We start from the raw sequence: 14,554 nt of genomic DNA on the forward strand, positions 1-14,554 counted from the left end.
CGTGGCTAGCCTCGACGGGTGAGCAGCCAGGGGGACACGGTGGCGGCCAAGGCCGAGTTGCGGGCACGGTTCCGCGCCCGGCGGGAACGGTTGGGGGCACAGGAACGGACGGCGGCCGCGGCGGCGGTCACCGCGGCGCTGCTGCGCGGCCTGACCGGTTTCCGCACCATCGCCGCCTACGTCCCCGACGACAGCGAGCCCGGCGTCGGCCGGCTGCCGGCCGCCTACACCCAGCTCGGCGCGCGGGTGCTGCTCCCCGTGGTGCCGACCGAGGGCACCGAGCTCGGCTGGGCGGTGGACACCGGCCGGCTGGCCCCCGGGCGGTTCGGCCTGCAGGAGCCGGTCGGGCCCCGGCTCGGGCCGACGGCGATCGGCGCGGCCGAGGTGGTGGTGCTGCCCGCCGTCGCCGTCGACCGGTCCGGCGTCCGGCTCGGCCGCGGGGGCGGCTACTACGACCGGGCGCTGCAGCACGCCCGGCCGACGGCGGTGACGGTGGCGCTGGTCTACGACGACGAGCTCGTCGACGAGCTGCCGGCCGAGCCGCACGACCGCCGGGTGACCGCGGTGGTGACCCCCTCCGGCGGATGGCAGGCGCTACCCGCCGGTCACTGACACAGTGGACCGACCTCGTCCCCCGGCGCCGTGGGAGTGACCGTGTCCCCTGAGATCGTCACGATCCTCGCGTTGGTCGTGATCTTCGCGATCGCCACGTTCCTCCCCATCAACATGGGGGCGCTGGCCTTCGTGGCGGCGTTCGTCGTGGGCACCCTGTCGGTGGGGATGACCACCGACGAGATCCTCGGCGGCTTCCCCTCGGAGCTGGTGCTGACCCTCATCGGGGTCACCTACCTGTTCGCGATCGCGCAGAACAACGGCACGGTCGACCTGCTGGTCCGCGGGGCGGTGCGCCTGGTGGGCGGCCACATCGCGGCGATCCCGTGGATCATGTTCTTCGTCACCGCGCTGCTCACCGCGATCGGCGCGCTCTCCCCCGCCGCGGTGGCGATCATCGCCCCCATCGCGCTGACCTTCGCCGCCCGGCACGGGATCAACCCGCTGCTGATGGGCATGATGGTGATCCACGGCGCCCAGGGCGGCGGCTTCTCCCCCATCAGCGTCTACGGCGTCACCGTCAACGACATCGTCGAGCAGGAGGGGCTGCCGAGCAGCCCGCTGACGGTGTTCCTGGGCAGCCTGCTGTTCAACGTGGCGATCGCCCTGGTGCTCTTCTTCGTGCTCGGCGGCCGGAAGCTGCTGGGCCGCAAGGTCGCCGCCGAGCCGGTGCCGCACACCGAGCACGCGCACGGCACCCTCGTGCGCGGGCACGGTGCCGCTCCCGGCCCGGCCGTCGGCGGGGACGACGACGAGCACGTCCACCCCGACGTGCCGCAGCCGGTGCGGCTGGAGCAGGTGCTGACCCTCGTCGGCCTCGCGGTGACCGCCGTCCTCGCGCTCGCCTTCGACCTCGACATCGGGTTCGTGGCCATCACCGTGGCCGTCGTCCTGGCGCTGTTCTCCGCGCAGCAGCACAAGGGCGCGGTCACCCAGATCAGCTGGTCGACCATCCTGCTCATCGCCGGCGTGCTGACCTTCGTCTTCGTGCTGCAGGAGGCCGGCACGATCGAGTACGTCGGCGACGCCGTCATCGGCCTCGGCGCCCCGCTGGTGATCGCCCTGCTGCTGGCCTACATCGGAGGGGTGGTGTCGGCGTTCGCGTCGTCGACCGCGATCATCGGCGTCGCCATCTCGCTGGCGGTGCCGTTCCTGCTGTCCGGGGACATCGGGGCCGTCGGCGTGGTGGTCGCCCTGTCCGTGGCCTCGACCATCGTCGACGTGAGCCCGTTCTCCACGAACGGCGCCCTGGTGCTGGCCAACGCGCAGGACGTGGACCGAGACCGCTTCTACAAGCAGATCCTCAGCTACGCCGGGATCGTCGTCGCCGTGGGGCCGCTGCTGGCCTGGCTGGTGTTCGTGGTCCCCGGCTGGCTGTGAACCGAACGGAGCAGCACGTGAGCGGACCGCTCGACGGCGTCCTCGTCGTCGACCTGACCCGGGCCCTGGCCGGGCCGCACGCCGGGATGATGCTGGGCGACCTCGGCGCCCGGGTGATCAAGGTGGAGAACCCCGGCAGCGGCGACGACACCCGCGGGTGGGGTCCGCCGTTCGTGCAGCCGGAGCAGGGTGACCGGGAGTCGACGTACTTCCTCTCCGCCAACCGCAACAAGGAGTCGATCACCCTCGACCTCAAGGACGACGGCGACAAGGAGCTGCTCACCGAGCTGATCCGCCGCGCCGACGTGCTGCTGGAGAACTTCCGCCCCGGCACCCTGGCCCGGCTGGGCTTCGGCACCGACGTCCTGGAGGCGCTGAACCCGCGGCTGGTCACCCTCTCCATCAGCGGCTTCGGCCACGACGGCCCCGAGGGCGGGCGGGCCGGCTACGACCAGATCGCCCAGGGCGAGGCCGGCCTGATGTCGCTGACCGGCTCCGGGCCGGACGACCCGCAGCGGGTGGGCGTGCCGATCGGCGATCTGCTGGCCGGCATGTACGGCGCCTACGGCGTGCTGGCGGCGCTCTACGAGCGGGAGCGGACCGGCCGCGGCCAGGTGGTGCGCACCTCGCTGCTCGCCGCGATCGTCGGCGTGCACGCCTTCCAGGGGACGGCGTGGACCGTCGGTGGCACGGTCGGGCGCGCGCAGGGCAACCACCACCCCTCGATCGCGCCGTACGGGCTGTTCCGCTGCCGGGGCGGCAGCGTGCAGCTGTCCTGCGGATCGGAGTCGCTGTGGCGGCGGCTGTGCACGGAGTTCGGCCTCGACCCCGAGGCCCCGGGCCTGGCCACCAACGGCGAGCGGGTGGGCAACCGCGCGCGGGTGATCGAGCTGCTGGAGGAGGCGTTCGCCGGCATCGACCCCGAGCCGCTGCTGGCCCGGCTGGCCGCGGCCGGCATCCCGGCGGGCAAGGTCCGCACCATCGACGAGGTCTACGGCTGGGACCAGACGCTGTCGCAGGGCCTGCTGGTCGACGTCGAGCACCCGACCCTCGGCCGGCTGCAGCTGCCCGGCCCGCCGCTGCGCTTCTTCGCCCCCGGCCCGGACGGCGAGACCGAGACCACCCGCCGCGAGCACACCGCCCCGCCGGTGCTGGGCGGCTCCGACGAGGCGATCCGCGCGGAGCTGCGCGGGCCGGCCGCGTGAGCGCGCCCGACGCCCGCGCGCTGCGGGACCTCGTCCTGGACCCCGGGTCCTGGCAGTCGTGGGACTCCCCCGTGCCGGTGCGCGACGTCTCCCCCGAGTACGCCGCCGAGCTGGCCGCGGCGGCCGAGCGCAGCCGCCAGGACGAGTCGGTCATCACCGGCGAGGGCCGGCTGCGCGGGCGGCGGGTGGCCGTGGTCGCCGGCGAGTTCGGCTTCCTCGCCGGGTCGATCGGCGTGGCCGCGGCCGACCGGCTGGTCGCCGCGGTGGAACGGGCCACCGAGGAGGGTCTGCCGCTGCTGGCCGCGCCGGTCTCCGGCGGCACCCGCATGCAGGAGGGCACGGTGGCCTTCCTGCAGATGATCGGCATCACCGCGGCGATCGCCCGGCACAAGGAGGCGGGGCTGCCGTACCTGGTCTACCTGCGCCACCCCACCTTCGGCGGGGTGCTGGCCTCGTGGGGGTCACTCGGGCACGTCACGATCGCCGAGCCCGGCGCCTCCATCGGGTTCCTGGGCCCGCGGGTGTACCAGGCGCTCTACGGCGAGCCGTTCCCCGAGGGCGTGCAGACCGCCGAGCACATGGCCGAGCGGGGGCTGATCGACGCCGTCGTGCCGCACGAGGAGATCGCCGAGGTCGCCGACCGGGCGCTGCGGGTGCTGGCGGCGCGGCAGACCTGGCACGTCGACGTCCAGGGCGCGGAGCGGCCCACCGCCGAGGACGGCACCGACGCCGAGCTGGGCGGGGCCGACGATGCCGACGGGCGCAGCGCGTGGGACGTCGTCACCGCGTCGCGGCGGCCGGACCGGCCCGGCGTGCGCCGGCTGCTGCGGACCGCCGCCACCGACGTCGTCGGGCTGTCGGGCACCGGCGCCGGCGAGAAGGACCCCGGCCTGCTGCTCGCGCTGGCCCGCTTCGGCGGGGCGCCGTGCGTCGTCCTCGGGCAGGACCGGCGCGGGCAGTCGCTGTCGGCGCCGCTGGGGCCGGCGGCACTGCGGGAGGCCCGCCGCGGCATGCGCCTGGCCGCGGAGCTGCGGCTGCCGCTGGTCACCCTGATCGACACCCCGGGCGCGGCGCTGTCCCGGGAGGCCGAGGAGGGCGGGCTGGCCGGCGAGATCGCCCGGTGCCTGCAGGACCTCGTGATGCTCAAGGCGCCGACGCTGTGCGTGCTGCTCGGCCAGGGCACCGGCGGCGGAGCGCTGGCGCTGGTGCCGGCCGACCGGGTGCTGGCCGCGGCCAACGGCTGGCTGGGCCCGCTGCCGCCGGAGGGCGCCTCGGCGATCGTGCACCGCACCGTCGACCGGGCCGGCGAGATGGCCGCCGCCCAGGGGGTGCGGGCCACCGACCTGTGGCGGGCCGGGATCGTCGACCGGGTGGTGCCCGAGCGGCCCGACGCCGCCGACGAGCCGGTCGAGTTCTGCGCCCGGCTGGGCCGGGTGCTCGGCGAGGAGCTGGCCGGGCTGCTGGGCCGCGACGACAACGAGCGGTTCCGCTCGCGGATGCACCGGTACCGGCACCTGGGCCGGTAGCGGGGCCGGTAGCGGGGTCGCCCGCTCAGGTGTCGGCGCCGTGCTCCACGCGCAGGCTGTGGTCGGGGTCCAGCCGCTCCAGCACCCGCTCCAGCGCCGCGCCGAGCGCCCGGGTCTGCTCGGCGTCCAGGGCGGTGAACACCGCCTCGCGGACGGCGTCCACGTGGCCGGGCGCGACCTGCTGGACGACGTCCCACCCGGCATCGGTGAGGACGGCGAGGTTGCCCCGCCCGTCGTCGGCCGACCGCTGGCGGCGCACCCAGCCGCGCTCCTCCAGGCGGGCGACGGTGTGCGACAGCCGGCTCTGCGACTGGTTGGCCCGGCGGGCCAGGTCGCTCATCCGCCGGCTGCGGCCGGGCGCCTCCGACAGCATGGCGAGGACGACGTAGGCGGCGTGGCTGATGCCCGCGTCGCGCTGCAGCTGCGCGTCGAGCACCCGCGGCACCAGCTCGGCCACGGTGAGCCAGGCGCGCCAGGCCCGCTGCTGGTCGTCGTCGAGCCACTGCTGCGCCACGGCTGTGCACCGTAGCGGCGACGCTCAGCCGGTGGCGCCGGGCGCGGCCCTCCGGCCGGGCAGCGCCCGGCCGAGCAGGAGGGTCCCCAGCCCCGCGAGCACGACGGTGACCAGGGCGACGCGCAGGTCGATCGCGTCGGCCAGGGCGCCGATCAGCGGCGGGGAGAACAGGAAGCCGATCCGCAGCAGCCAGTTGATGACCGAGAGCCCCACGCCGGCCGGCAGGCCGGGCAGCTCGTCGGCGGCGTGGTAGACGGCCGGGATCAGCGTGGCCACGCCGAGCCCGGCCAGGGCGAAGCCGGCCAGCGTGGTGCCCACCGACGGCAGCGCCAGCGCCAGTCCCATGCCGACGGCGGTCAGCGCGCCGCCGGCGCGGGCCACCCGGCGCTGGCCGAACCGGTCGACCACCCGGTCACCGGTCAGCCGGCCCACGGTCATCGCCACCGAGAGGGCGACGAAGCCCAGTCCCGCGGTGGCCGCACCGGCGTCGAGCTCGGTGGACAGGTAGAGCGCGCTCCACGAGGAGCCGGCGTCCTCGACGAACGCGCCGCACGCGGCCAGGACGCCCAGCACGGCCAGCGCCGGGACCGCCGCGCGCCGGCGCGGGCGCTCGCGGGGCACCGCCTCGGCGGCCGGCTCGGGCTCGTCCGGACCGGGCAGCACCGCCCGCGAGACGGCGATCGCGACCGCCCCGAAGACGACGGCCGCCCCCGCGAGGTGGGCGACCAGCGGCACGTCGAGCCCGGCCGCGGCGGCGCCGAGCAGGCCGCCGGCGACCGCGCCGATGCTCCAGACACCGTGGAAGCCGTTGAGGATCGAGCGCTGGTAGAGCCGCTGCACCCGCAGCCCGTGCGCGTTCTGCGCGACGTCGACGACGGCGTCCAGCGCGCCGGTGACCAGGAGCGCGGCGGCGAGGGCCAGCCAGGTCGGCGCGACGGAGACGCTCCACACCGTGACGCCGAGCAGCACCAGGCCGTAGGAGGCGACCCGGCCGGAGCCGAACCGGCGGATGAACACCGAGGAGGAGAGGGCAGCCAGCAGCGCGCCCAGCGGGAGGGCGGCCAGCGCGGCGCCGAAGGCGGTGCTGCTGAGCTCCAGCTGCGCCTTGACCTCGGGCAGCCGCGGCACGAGCCCGGCGTAGAAGACGGCGTTGAGGAAGAAGCAGGCGGCGACGGCGACGCGGGCGCGGCGCAGCCGCGCGGCGTCCACGGCCGGGGAGGTGACGGTCACGGGGGTCCTGGGTCCTGGGTGGGGCGCGGGGTCAGCCGGCGAGCCGGAGCAGGGCGGAGCGGATCTGGGCGGCGTCCATCGGGTCGGTGGACAGGGCGCTGTGCAGCACCAGGCCCTCGACCAGCGCGTCGACCTCGCGGGCGGTCACCGGGTCCAGGTGCCGCTCGAGGCTGCGCCGGCTGCGCGACATCCAGTCCTGGGTGACCGCGCGCAGGGCGGGGTTGCGCGCGGCCGCGGTGTAGAGCTCGACGGCGAGCACCAGGTCGCGGCCGGAGGCCAGCAGGTCGCCGGTCAGGTGGCCGACCAGCGCCTCCAGCGCCGCCGCGCGGTCGGGAGCGGCGCGCATCCGCTCGTCGAACCGGGCGGCGACGACGTCGACGTGCCGGGTGAAGGCGGCGGCGAGCAGCTCGGTCAGCGAGGCGAAGTGGTAGGTGAGCGACCCCAGCGGGACGTCGGCCGCGCGGGCGATCGCCCGGTGCGAGGCGGCGGCGACGCCGTGCTCGGCGATGACGTCGAGGGTGGTGTCGACCAGCCGGTCGCGCCGGTCGGGGTCGTGCCGGCGGGCCCGCCGCGCGGGGGCCGGCGCGGTCACCGGCGGCGTCCGTCCAGGGTGCGGACGACGCGGGCCGGGTTGCCGACCGCCACGACGTCCGCCGGGAGGTCCCTGGTCACGACGGCGCCGGCGCCGACCACCGTGTTGTCGCCGATCGTGACGCCGGGCAGCACGATCGCCCCGCCGCCGAGCCAGACGTTGTCGCCGATGGTGATCGGCTCGGCGGCCTCCCACTTGTCCCGCCGCGGCCCGGGCTCCACCGGGTGGGTCGGGGTGAGCAGCTGGACGTTCGGGCCGATCTGGACGTCGTCCCCGATCGTGATGGCGGCGACGTCGAGGGCGACCAGGCCGAAGTTGGCGAAGCAGCGGGCGCCGATGCGGATGTTGCGGCCGTAGTCGACGTGCAGCGGCGGGCGCAGCTCGGTGCCCTCCCCGATCGCCCCCAGGAGCTGCTCGAGCAGCTGCCGGCGCAGCGGGCCCTGCCGGACGCTCGTCGCGTTGTAGGCGCCGGCGAGATCCTGCGCCCGCGCGCTGTCCTCGGCGATCTCCGGGTCGTCGGCGATGTAGAGGTCGCCGGCGAGCATCCGCTCGCGCATGGACCGGGTGTCGGCGGGGTCGGACGCGCTCATAGGAACGAGCGTACACATCGCCGACCGCTGCGTGCGGCTCCGGTCAGTCGCCGTCCGCGTCGCCCGAACCGCCGTCGGCCCACGGCATCGCGTCGGCCCGCCAGTCGGCGGGAGGGGGAGCCGGCTCGGACTGCACCTCGACCTGCTCGTCCACCGGCACCCGGGCGCTGGCGTAGAGCTCGTCCGCCGGGAGGCGGTACCTGTTCTCCGTCATGGCCGCAGCCTGGCACGGGAGGGCGCCGCGGCGCCGAACGCCGCGGGGTCGACCGGCCGCCGCGCCCGCGGCAGCTTCTCCACGACGAGCAGGTAGGAGTCGGTGACCAGTTCGTCGACGAGCCCGGGCTGCATCGATCCGCCCGGGCGCAGGGTGATCCAGTGCTTCTTGTTCATGTGGTAGCCCGGCGCGATGTCGTCGTGCTCGGCCCGGAGCGCCAGGGCGTCGGCCGGATCCGCCTTCAGGGTCACGACCGGTTCACCGGTGACCGCGGTCATCAGCATGAACACCCTGCCCCGCACCTTGTAGACGTCCCACTCGGGCCCGAACGGGTGTTCCAGGCCGGCGCCCGGCAGTTCCTCGGCCCGCGCCCGCGCTCGCTCCTGCAGCGTCTCGCCCTGCACCCGACCTCCGCTTCCCGTCGCCACCACGGACGTGACGCTCATCGACAGACGTGGACGCGCGCCTCCTCGTGTCGCATCATTGGCAGTCGAGGGTCCCGAGTGCCAGTTCCGGCCGGCCGGGGCCCGCCCGACCCCGCTCGACCAGGAGTGCCACGCCGTGCCCACGTACCAGTACGTCTGCACCAACCCCGAGGGCAAGCACGACTTCGAGGTGGTGCAGTCCTTCACCGACGCCGCGGTCACCGAGTGCCCGACCTGCGGCGCGCCGGTGCGCAAGGTCTACGGCTCGGTCGGCGTGGTGTTCAAGGGCTCCGGTTTCTACCGCACCGACAGCCGGTCGAGCTCGACGGCCAGCGAGTCGGCGTCGTCCTCGTCGTCCTCGTCGTCGTCCTCGGACGGCGGGAGCGCCAAGAAGGAGTCGTCGTCCACCTCGTCGACGACCTCGACGACGAGCGGCAGCGGCAGCAAGGCCGCCGCGAGCTGACCTGTGGACCGGCGCCGCCGGTCCACAACCTCCCTCACCCGGCCCCGGGCCGGCGCACCGGGCGACACGGTGGGCGCATGGTCCGCTTCCGGCGTCCCCGCTCGCCCGTCCACACGCTCCGCCAGTGCCTGGCCGCGCTGCTCGCGGCCGGCGCGCTGGTGCTCGCGCTGCACCCCTCCCCCGCCCCGGCCGCTCCCCCACCGGACGGCGTCCCGGTGGTCACCGCCGCCGCCGACCTGCCCGCCGGCACGGTGCTCTCCACCGCCGACCTGGCGGTCACCCGGCTGCCCGGCGCCCCCGCGGGCGCGGTCGCCGATCCTGCCGAGCTGACCGGGCGGACGCTCGCCGGCGCGGTGCGCGCGGGCGAGCCGCTGACCGACGTCCGCCTGGTCGGGTCGGGGCTCACGACCCTGCTGCCGCCCGGCACCGTCGCCGCCCCGGTCCGGCCGGCCGACGCGGCGGTCACCGCCCTGGCACGGGCCGGCGACCGGGTCGACGTGCTGGCCACCGCTCCGGACGCCGGCCGTGCGGAGGTCGTCGCCGCGGGCGCGCTCGTGCTGCTGGCCGCGCCGGCCGGCGACGACCCCGGCGCCGGCCTGCTGCTGCTCGCGGTCGACGCCGGGACCGCCGCTCGGCTCGCCGCCGCGGCCACGACCTCGACGCTCACCCTCAGCCTGCCGCCGCCGTGACCGGCCGGTCCGGTGGACGGGACGCCGCCGCAACCGGTGGGATGGGCTCCATGCTGAAGGGCTTCAAGGACTTCCTGCTGCGCGGCAACGTCGTCGACCTCGCGGTCGCCGTCGTGATCGGCGCGGCCTTCACCGCCGTGGTCAGCGCGTTCACCGACTCGTTCCTGACCCCGCTGATCGGCCTGGTCGGTGGCGGTGGCGAGCTGGGCGGGTCGTTCGAGGTCAACGGCCAGACGTTCACCTGGGGTGCGTTCGTCAGCCAGGTGATCACGTTCGTGCTCACCGCGGCGGTCGTCTACTTCGTCGTCGTGCTGCCCATGAAGAAGTTGATCGAGCGGCGCAAGCGCGGCGAGGAGCCCGGTCCCGCACAGCCGACGCAGGTGGAGCTGCTCATCGAGATCCGCGACCTGCTGCGCGCCCAGCAGGGCGCCGGCCCGGGCCCCGACCCGTCGGGGCCGGGGACGACGGTGCTGCCCGGCCGGCTGTAGTTCCCGCTGGAGGCGTTGCCTCTAGTCGCTGCCCCAGTGCGGCGGCCGGTCCTCCAGGTAGCGGCGGTCGGCGTCGTCGGGGTCGCCGGGGCGCTCGCCCCAGCCGACGTCCCGGTCGTCCGGCGCCCGCTCGGGAGGCGTGACCACGGGAACCGGGGCGGGCGCGGACGCCGGCTCCTCGGGCACCGGCTGCCCGAGCCCCTCGAGCACCTCGGCGCCGGGCAGCGCGGCCAGTACCGCGCCGGGCAGCGCCAGCTTGCTGCCGCGGGTGCCCGAGCCGACGACGACGAGGTCGGCGGCGGCGACCGCGGCGTCGACCAGCAGCGGCCAGTCGGCCGGCAGCCCGACCGGCGTGATGCCGCCGTAGGCCATGCCGCTCCCGGCGACCGCGACGTCCTGCGGGGCGAACGACGCCTTGCGGGCGCCGAGGTGCCGCCGGACCAGGCCGTTGACGTCGGCCCGGGTGGTCGCCGGCACCAGGCACGCGGCCAGCGTCGTCTGCCCGGCGCGGCGGGCGGCGACGACCACGCAGTTGGCCGACGCCGCCAGCGGCACGGCGTAGGCCTCGGTGAACGCGGCGGTATCGGCGAGGTCGTCGTCGATGGCCGCCACCCACGCCGGTCCGGTGAGCCCCGGCAGCGCGGCGGCGACCGGCGCACCGAGCAGGTCGGCGTGCTCGGCGGCGGGCAGCCAGGTCAGCGAGCCGAGCGCGGGCGGGGTCGAGGAGGTCTCCGGCACGCCGTCGATCCTGCCGTTCGGCAGTTCCGTCGCGCTCACCGGCAGGGCAGCAGCGCGACGCGCGGGCAGCGCGCCGCCAGGATGGAGCCATGATCGGTCAGCTGCACTCCGTCGTGATCGACGCACCGGACGCCCACGCCCTCGCCACCTTCTACGCCTCGCTGCTCGGGATGGAGGTGAGCAAGGGCGAGCCGGGCGACGACTGGGTCGTGGTGACCGGCCAGGGCTACCGGCTGGCGTTCCAGCAGGCCCCGGACCTCCAGCCGCCGGACTGGCCGGACCCGGCCCGTCCCCAGCAGTTCCACCTCGACGTGCGGGTCGCCGACATCGAGGCCGCCGAGCCCGCCGTCCTGGCGCTCGGCGCCCGGAAGCTGCCCGGCGGCGGTGGCGACTTCCGCGTCTACGCCGACCCCGTGGGGCACCCCTTCTGCCTGGTGTGGGACGCGTGAGCGCCGAGCTCCCCGACGTGGACCTGACCGCGAAGAGCCCGTTCGTGGCGGCGACGGCGTTCACCGTGACCGAGGCCGGCGGCACGCGGGTCACCGGCACCGTGGACACCGGCGCCCAGCAGCACACCCCCTGGGGTGTGGTCCACGGCGGGCTCTACTGCACCGTCGTGGAGTCCGCGGCGAGCGTGGGCGCGAGCCTGGCGGTGGCCGAGCGCGGCCAGTTCGCCGTGGGCGTCAACAACAACACCGACTTCCTCCGGCCGATGACCAGCGGCCGGCTGGACGTGGTGGCCGAGCCGCTCCAGCAGGGCCGCACCCTGCAGCTGTGGCAGGTGCTCATCACCCGGTCCGACGACGGCAAGGTGGTCGCCCGCGGTCAGGTGCGGCTGCAGAACGTGCCGCTGCCGCAGAGCTGAGCGGCGCCGTGCCGGGCGGCTCAGCCGCCCGGCACGTGGGCCGGGTCGAGCACCACCGAGAACAGCGCCCGCGGGTCCTGCAGGGTGGCCGGCGGCCGCGCCGCGGTGCGCGGCACCACCCGGTCCCAGCGGGCCGGACGGCGGTGCGGCAGCAGCTCGCGACCCTCGAAGACGTAGTCGCCGACGACCTCGCCGAGCAGCAACCCGGCACCGCGCTCGATGGGCACGCCCACCCGGTCGCCGGGGCGCACCTCGTCGAGGAAGGTCGACAGCTGCCGCAGGTCCTTGGCGGGGCGGCGGCCGGAGATCTCGCGGGAGAGCGCGCGCAGCTCGGCGGGCGAGAGGCCGGTGGCGTCGACGTCGATCCCCGACTGGGTGCCCAGCCCCACCACGCCGGCGGCGAGGCATGCCCCGAGCTCGCCGTGCGCGCGGGGCCGGACCACCCACACCCGCACGCCCTCGGGCTCCGGTGGCGGGGGCACGTCGTCGGGCTCGGGCCAGAGGTAGGGCAGGTCGTCGGGTTCGGGACCGAACACCTCGGTGAACCGCGGCCGGTAGTACTCCGGGTCCTTGGCGATCAGGTTCGACCGGTGCGACAGGTGCAGCGCCGGGTCACCCAGCCACGAGGGCAGCAGCCCCAGCCGGGCCAGCTCCTCCTGCGGCGCCTCGGCGACGTCCGGCGCGAACTCGGCGATCTGCGTGTACGTGCTGTCGGCGAAGCCGCGCTCCCGCCAGACCCGCACCATCGCCAGCCCGTAGCCGACCAGCCCCGCGGTGCGGCCCCGCCACATCCGGACGACGGGATGGGACACCCAGCCGTAGTCGGGCAGCTCGAGGGCGCGCAGCACCTGGAGGGTCTCCACCCGCTGCTTGCCCAGCCGCGGGGAGTCCAGGAACCGGGCGCTCTCCGCGAAGTCGGCCACCGGCAGGAAGGTCTGCATCGACCGACCTCCTTCCCGCGGCCACGGGGCGTCAACCGCCGAGGTCGTCCAGCGCGGTGAGCGCGGTCTCCCAGCGGGCGCGGCGGGCGTCGTCGTCCTGGTCCCACCAGGCCGGGCCGCGCTCGCCGAGACCGGTCTTGGCCAGCTGCACCCGGTCGCGGGCGGCGCGGACCGCCACCGGGTCGCCGGCCGTCCGCACCGCCGAGCGGGCGGCGCCGAGGTGCGAGAGCAGCCGGGCGCGGACGTCGTCGGGCAGCGCGGGGTCCGCCGTCCGCCAGCGGCGGCCGTCGACGACGATCCAGCGGCCGTCCGGCGTGCGCTCGACCTCCCGGCTCACGCGAGCGCGGCGGCGAGCTGCGGCAGGACCTCGCCCAGCGGTGCGTCGACCTTCACGTCGACCTTGGCGTCGCCCCGGGTGGGCCCGAGGTTCACCACCGCCACGGGGATGCCGAGCTCTGCGGCGCGGAGCACGAAGCGGTACCCGCTCATCACGGTCAGGGAGGAGCCGAGGACGAGCAGGCTGCCGGCGTTCTCCAGCATGCCGAAGCAGGTGGCCACGCGGTCGCGCGGCACGGTCTCGCCGAAGAAGACGACGTCGGGCTTGAGCGGGCCGCTGCCGCAGGCGGCGCAGTCGACCATCACGAAGCCGTCGAGCACCTCGTCGGGGAGCTCGGCGTCGCCGTCGGGGTTGACCTCGTCGGCGCGCGGCCCGAAGCCGGGGTTGGCCGCGCGCAGCCGGCGGTCCAGCTCGCCGCGGTCGGCGACGTCGCCGCAGGCCAGGCAGATGGTGCGGTCCAGGCCGCCGTGCAGCTCGACGACGCCGCGCGCGCCGGCGGCCTGGTGCAGCCCGTCGACGTTCTGCGTGATGACGCCGGAGAGCAGGCCGGCGTCCTGCAGGTCGGCGACCGCGCGGTGCCCGGCGTTGGGCCGGGCGCGGCGCATCTGCTGCCAGCCGACGAAGCTGCGCGCCCAGTAGCGGTGCCGGCCGCGCGGGTCGCGGCAGAAGGTCTGCCAGGTCATCGGGGTGTGCCGGCGCAGCGAGCCGCTGGCGCCGCGGTAGTCGGGGATGCCGGAGTCGGTGGACAGCCCGGCGCCGGAGAGGACGAGGACGTCGCCGTCGGCCACCAGGTCGACGAGGGGCTCCAGCTCGGCGAGGGGCCCGGGGGCGACGGCGGGAGGTGCGGCGGTCACCGGCCCATGGTCCCCCGCCGGACGGCGTCGTGCCGCAGCCCACGATCAGGACGCCGGGCGGCCGGGTACCCCTTCGGCGATGACCTCCCTCCTGTCGCTCTCCCGCTCCGGGGCGGGCGAGCCGCTCCTCCTCCTGCACGGCATGGGCAGCTCGCGCCGCGACTTCACCGCCGTCCTGCCCCTGCTCACCGGGCACTTCGACGTGCTCAACGTCGACCTGCCCGGCGTCGGCCGCTCCCCCGCCCTGGTCGAGCGGCCGACGGTCGCCGCGCTCACCGACGCGGTGGAGCGGACGCTGGACGCCGAGGGCGTGCGCCAGGTGCACGTGCTCGGCAACTCCCTGGGCGCGCGGATCGCCCTCGAGCTGGCCCGTCGCGGCCGGGCGCGCTCGGTGGTCGCCATCGCGCCGTCCGGGCTGAACGTGCCGCCGGAGCGGCTGTTCCAGGGCAGCGGCCTGGTCGTGGCCCGGTTCGTCGGCCGGCTGGGTGCGCCGGTCATCGACGTCCTCGCGCGGTCGGCGGTCGGCCGGGCCGCGCTGCTCGCGCCGCTCAAGGCGCGGCCGTGGAGCACGTCCGAGGAGGAGGCGATCGGCGCCCGGGAGGGGTTCGGCGACTCCCGCGACTACTGGCGGACGCTGCTGTGGGGGCTGCTGCTCGACGTCCCCCGCGGCATGGACCGCATCGACTGCCCGGTGACCCTCGTCCAGGGCACCGCCGACTGGATCGCCTCGGGCCAGACCGTGCGCTACCTGCCGCTGGTCCCGGGTTCCCGGTTCCGGCCGCTGCTGGCCGCCGGCCACGCCCCGCAGTCGGACCGGCCGGGGACGATCGCGGACCTGGTGCGGGAGACGGCGGCCCGCGCGCCTGCGTCAGGGGCGTGAGGGCCGCTGTG

General features: G+C 76.0%; 20 protein-coding genes. 10 read left to right on the top strand and 10 right to left on the bottom strand.

The genetic code is table 11. The features are described from left to right. Positions 1–18: 18 nt before the first annotated feature. From ACI79R_RS16005 to ACI79R_RS16020, 4 genes are read left to right on the top strand one after another with little or no spacing between them, the layout of a single operon-like run. The gene (locus ACI79R_RS16005) at positions 19–612 is read left to right on the top strand and encodes a 5-formyltetrahydrofolate cyclo-ligase (RefSeq protein WP_456574635.1); all 594 of its coding nucleotides are present in this window, start codon (positions 19–21) and stop codon (positions 610–612) included. A 42-nt stretch (positions 613–654) separates the two neighbouring features. Further along, entirely contained in the window at positions 655–1,992 is a 1,338-nt protein-coding gene (locus ACI79R_RS16010) for an SLC13 family permease (protein WP_456574636.1), read from the top strand. A gap of 17 nt (positions 1,993–2,009) precedes the next feature. Next, complete coding sequence (locus ACI79R_RS16015) at positions 2,010–3,197, top strand: CaiB/BaiF CoA transferase family protein (RefSeq protein ID WP_456574637.1); 1,188 nt, start codon at positions 2,010–2,012, stop codon at positions 3,195–3,197. Beyond that, positions 3,194–4,723, top strand: a complete 1,530-nt coding sequence (locus ACI79R_RS16020; RefSeq protein ID WP_456574638.1) for a carboxyl transferase domain-containing protein — start codon at positions 3,194–3,196, stop codon at positions 4,721–4,723. The genes ACI79R_RS16015 and ACI79R_RS16020 overlap by 4 nt, the downstream gene beginning before the upstream one ends. Positions 4,724–4,748: 25 nt before the next feature. Here ACI79R_RS16020 and ACI79R_RS16025 read toward each other — a convergent pair whose 3' ends face one another. The 6 genes from ACI79R_RS16025 to ACI79R_RS16050 are packed head-to-tail and all read right to left on the bottom strand — an operon-like array spanning position 4,749 to position 8,267. Beyond that, complete coding sequence (locus ACI79R_RS16025) at positions 4,749–5,237, bottom strand: MarR family winged helix-turn-helix transcriptional regulator (RefSeq protein ID WP_456574639.1); 489 nt, start codon at positions 5,235–5,237, stop codon at positions 4,749–4,751. Between the two features lie 24 nt (positions 5,238–5,261). Continuing rightward, a complete protein-coding gene (locus ACI79R_RS16030; RefSeq protein ID WP_456574640.1) occupies positions 5,262–6,467 on the bottom strand; it encodes an MFS transporter in 1,206 nt (401 codons plus the stop codon). A gap of 31 nt (positions 6,468–6,498) precedes the next feature. Further along, positions 6,499–7,059: a TetR/AcrR family transcriptional regulator gene (locus ACI79R_RS16035; RefSeq protein WP_456574641.1), complete on the bottom strand. Its 561-nt coding sequence runs from the start codon at positions 7,057–7,059 to the stop codon at positions 6,499–6,501. Beyond that, positions 7,056–7,649, bottom strand: coding sequence for a sugar O-acetyltransferase (locus ACI79R_RS16040; protein WP_456574642.1), 594 nt, complete (start codon positions 7,647–7,649; stop codon positions 7,056–7,058). The genes ACI79R_RS16035 and ACI79R_RS16040 overlap by 4 nt, the downstream gene beginning before the upstream one ends. 43 nt (positions 7,650–7,692) lie before the next feature. After that, on the bottom strand, positions 7,693–7,863 hold the full coding sequence (locus ACI79R_RS16045) for a hypothetical protein (RefSeq protein ID WP_456574643.1): 171 nt from the start codon (positions 7,861–7,863) through the stop codon (positions 7,693–7,695). After that, positions 7,860–8,267 carry an MmcQ/YjbR family DNA-binding protein gene (locus ACI79R_RS16050; protein ID WP_456574644.1) on the bottom strand — a complete coding sequence of 136 codons (408 nt, stop codon included), beginning with the start codon at positions 8,265–8,267 and terminating at the stop codon, positions 7,860–7,862. The genes ACI79R_RS16045 and ACI79R_RS16050 overlap by 4 nt, the downstream gene beginning before the upstream one ends. Before the next feature lie 157 nt (positions 8,268–8,424). Between ACI79R_RS16050 and ACI79R_RS16055 the strand changes: the two genes are divergently transcribed. The 3 genes from ACI79R_RS16055 to mscL all read left to right on the top strand — a co-directional run bounded on the left by ACI79R_RS16055 (position 8,425) and on the right by mscL (position 9,928). After that, positions 8,425–8,751, top strand: coding sequence for an FmdB family zinc ribbon protein (locus ACI79R_RS16055; RefSeq protein ID WP_456574645.1), 327 nt, complete (start codon positions 8,425–8,427; stop codon positions 8,749–8,751). Between the two features lie 77 nt (positions 8,752–8,828). Continuing rightward, entirely contained in the window at positions 8,829–9,440 is a 612-nt protein-coding gene (cpaB, locus tag ACI79R_RS16060) for a Flp pilus assembly protein CpaB (RefSeq protein ID WP_456574646.1), read from the top strand. A gap of 50 nt (positions 9,441–9,490) precedes the next feature. Further along, the gene (gene mscL, locus ACI79R_RS16065) at positions 9,491–9,928 is read left to right on the top strand and encodes a large conductance mechanosensitive channel protein MscL (protein ID WP_456574647.1); all 438 of its coding nucleotides are present in this window, start codon (positions 9,491–9,493) and stop codon (positions 9,926–9,928) included. 21 nt (positions 9,929–9,949) lie between these two features. Here mscL and ACI79R_RS16070 read toward each other — a convergent pair whose 3' ends face one another. Then, positions 9,950–10,705, bottom strand: a complete 756-nt coding sequence (locus ACI79R_RS16070; RefSeq protein WP_456574648.1) for a YbaK/EbsC family protein — start codon at positions 10,703–10,705, stop codon at positions 9,950–9,952. A gap of 50 nt (positions 10,706–10,755) precedes the next feature. Between ACI79R_RS16070 and ACI79R_RS16075 the strand changes: the two genes are divergently transcribed. Continuing rightward, positions 10,756–11,115: a VOC family protein gene (locus ACI79R_RS16075; protein ID WP_456574649.1), complete on the top strand. Its 360-nt coding sequence runs from the start codon at positions 10,756–10,758 to the stop codon at positions 11,113–11,115. Next, positions 11,112–11,531 carry a PaaI family thioesterase gene (locus tag ACI79R_RS16080; RefSeq protein WP_456574650.1) on the top strand — a complete coding sequence of 140 codons (420 nt, stop codon included), beginning with the start codon at positions 11,112–11,114 and terminating at the stop codon, positions 11,529–11,531. The genes ACI79R_RS16075 and ACI79R_RS16080 overlap by 4 nt, the downstream gene beginning before the upstream one ends. A 20-nt stretch (positions 11,532–11,551) precedes the next feature. Here ACI79R_RS16080 and ACI79R_RS16085 read toward each other — a convergent pair whose 3' ends face one another. Genes ACI79R_RS16085 through ACI79R_RS16095 form a run of 3 tightly spaced genes read right to left on the bottom strand, consistent with a single transcriptional unit; the run spans position 11,552 to position 13,663 of the window. Then, a complete protein-coding gene (locus ACI79R_RS16085) occupies positions 11,552–12,472 on the bottom strand; it encodes an MSMEG_6728 family protein (protein ID WP_456574651.1) in 921 nt (306 codons plus the stop codon). 31 nt (positions 12,473–12,503) lie between these two features. Beyond that, a complete protein-coding gene (locus ACI79R_RS16090; protein WP_456574652.1) occupies positions 12,504–12,809 on the bottom strand; it encodes a biopolymer transporter Tol in 306 nt (101 codons plus the stop codon). Continuing rightward, a complete protein-coding gene (locus ACI79R_RS16095; RefSeq protein WP_456574653.1) occupies positions 12,806–13,663 on the bottom strand; it encodes an NAD-dependent protein deacetylase in 858 nt (285 codons plus the stop codon). Before ACI79R_RS16095 ends, ACI79R_RS16090 begins: the two co-directional genes overlap by 4 nt. Positions 13,664–13,742: 79 nt before the next feature. On the opposite strand from ACI79R_RS16095, the gene ACI79R_RS16100 reads away from it, so the two are divergent. Beyond that, positions 13,743–14,543: an alpha/beta fold hydrolase gene (locus ACI79R_RS16100; RefSeq protein ID WP_456574654.1), complete on the top strand. Its 801-nt coding sequence runs from the start codon at positions 13,743–13,745 to the stop codon at positions 14,541–14,543. The last annotated feature ends 11 nt before the right edge of the window (positions 14,544–14,554 follow it).

This window comes from Blastococcus sp. SYSU D00820 (genome assembly GCF_054050695.1).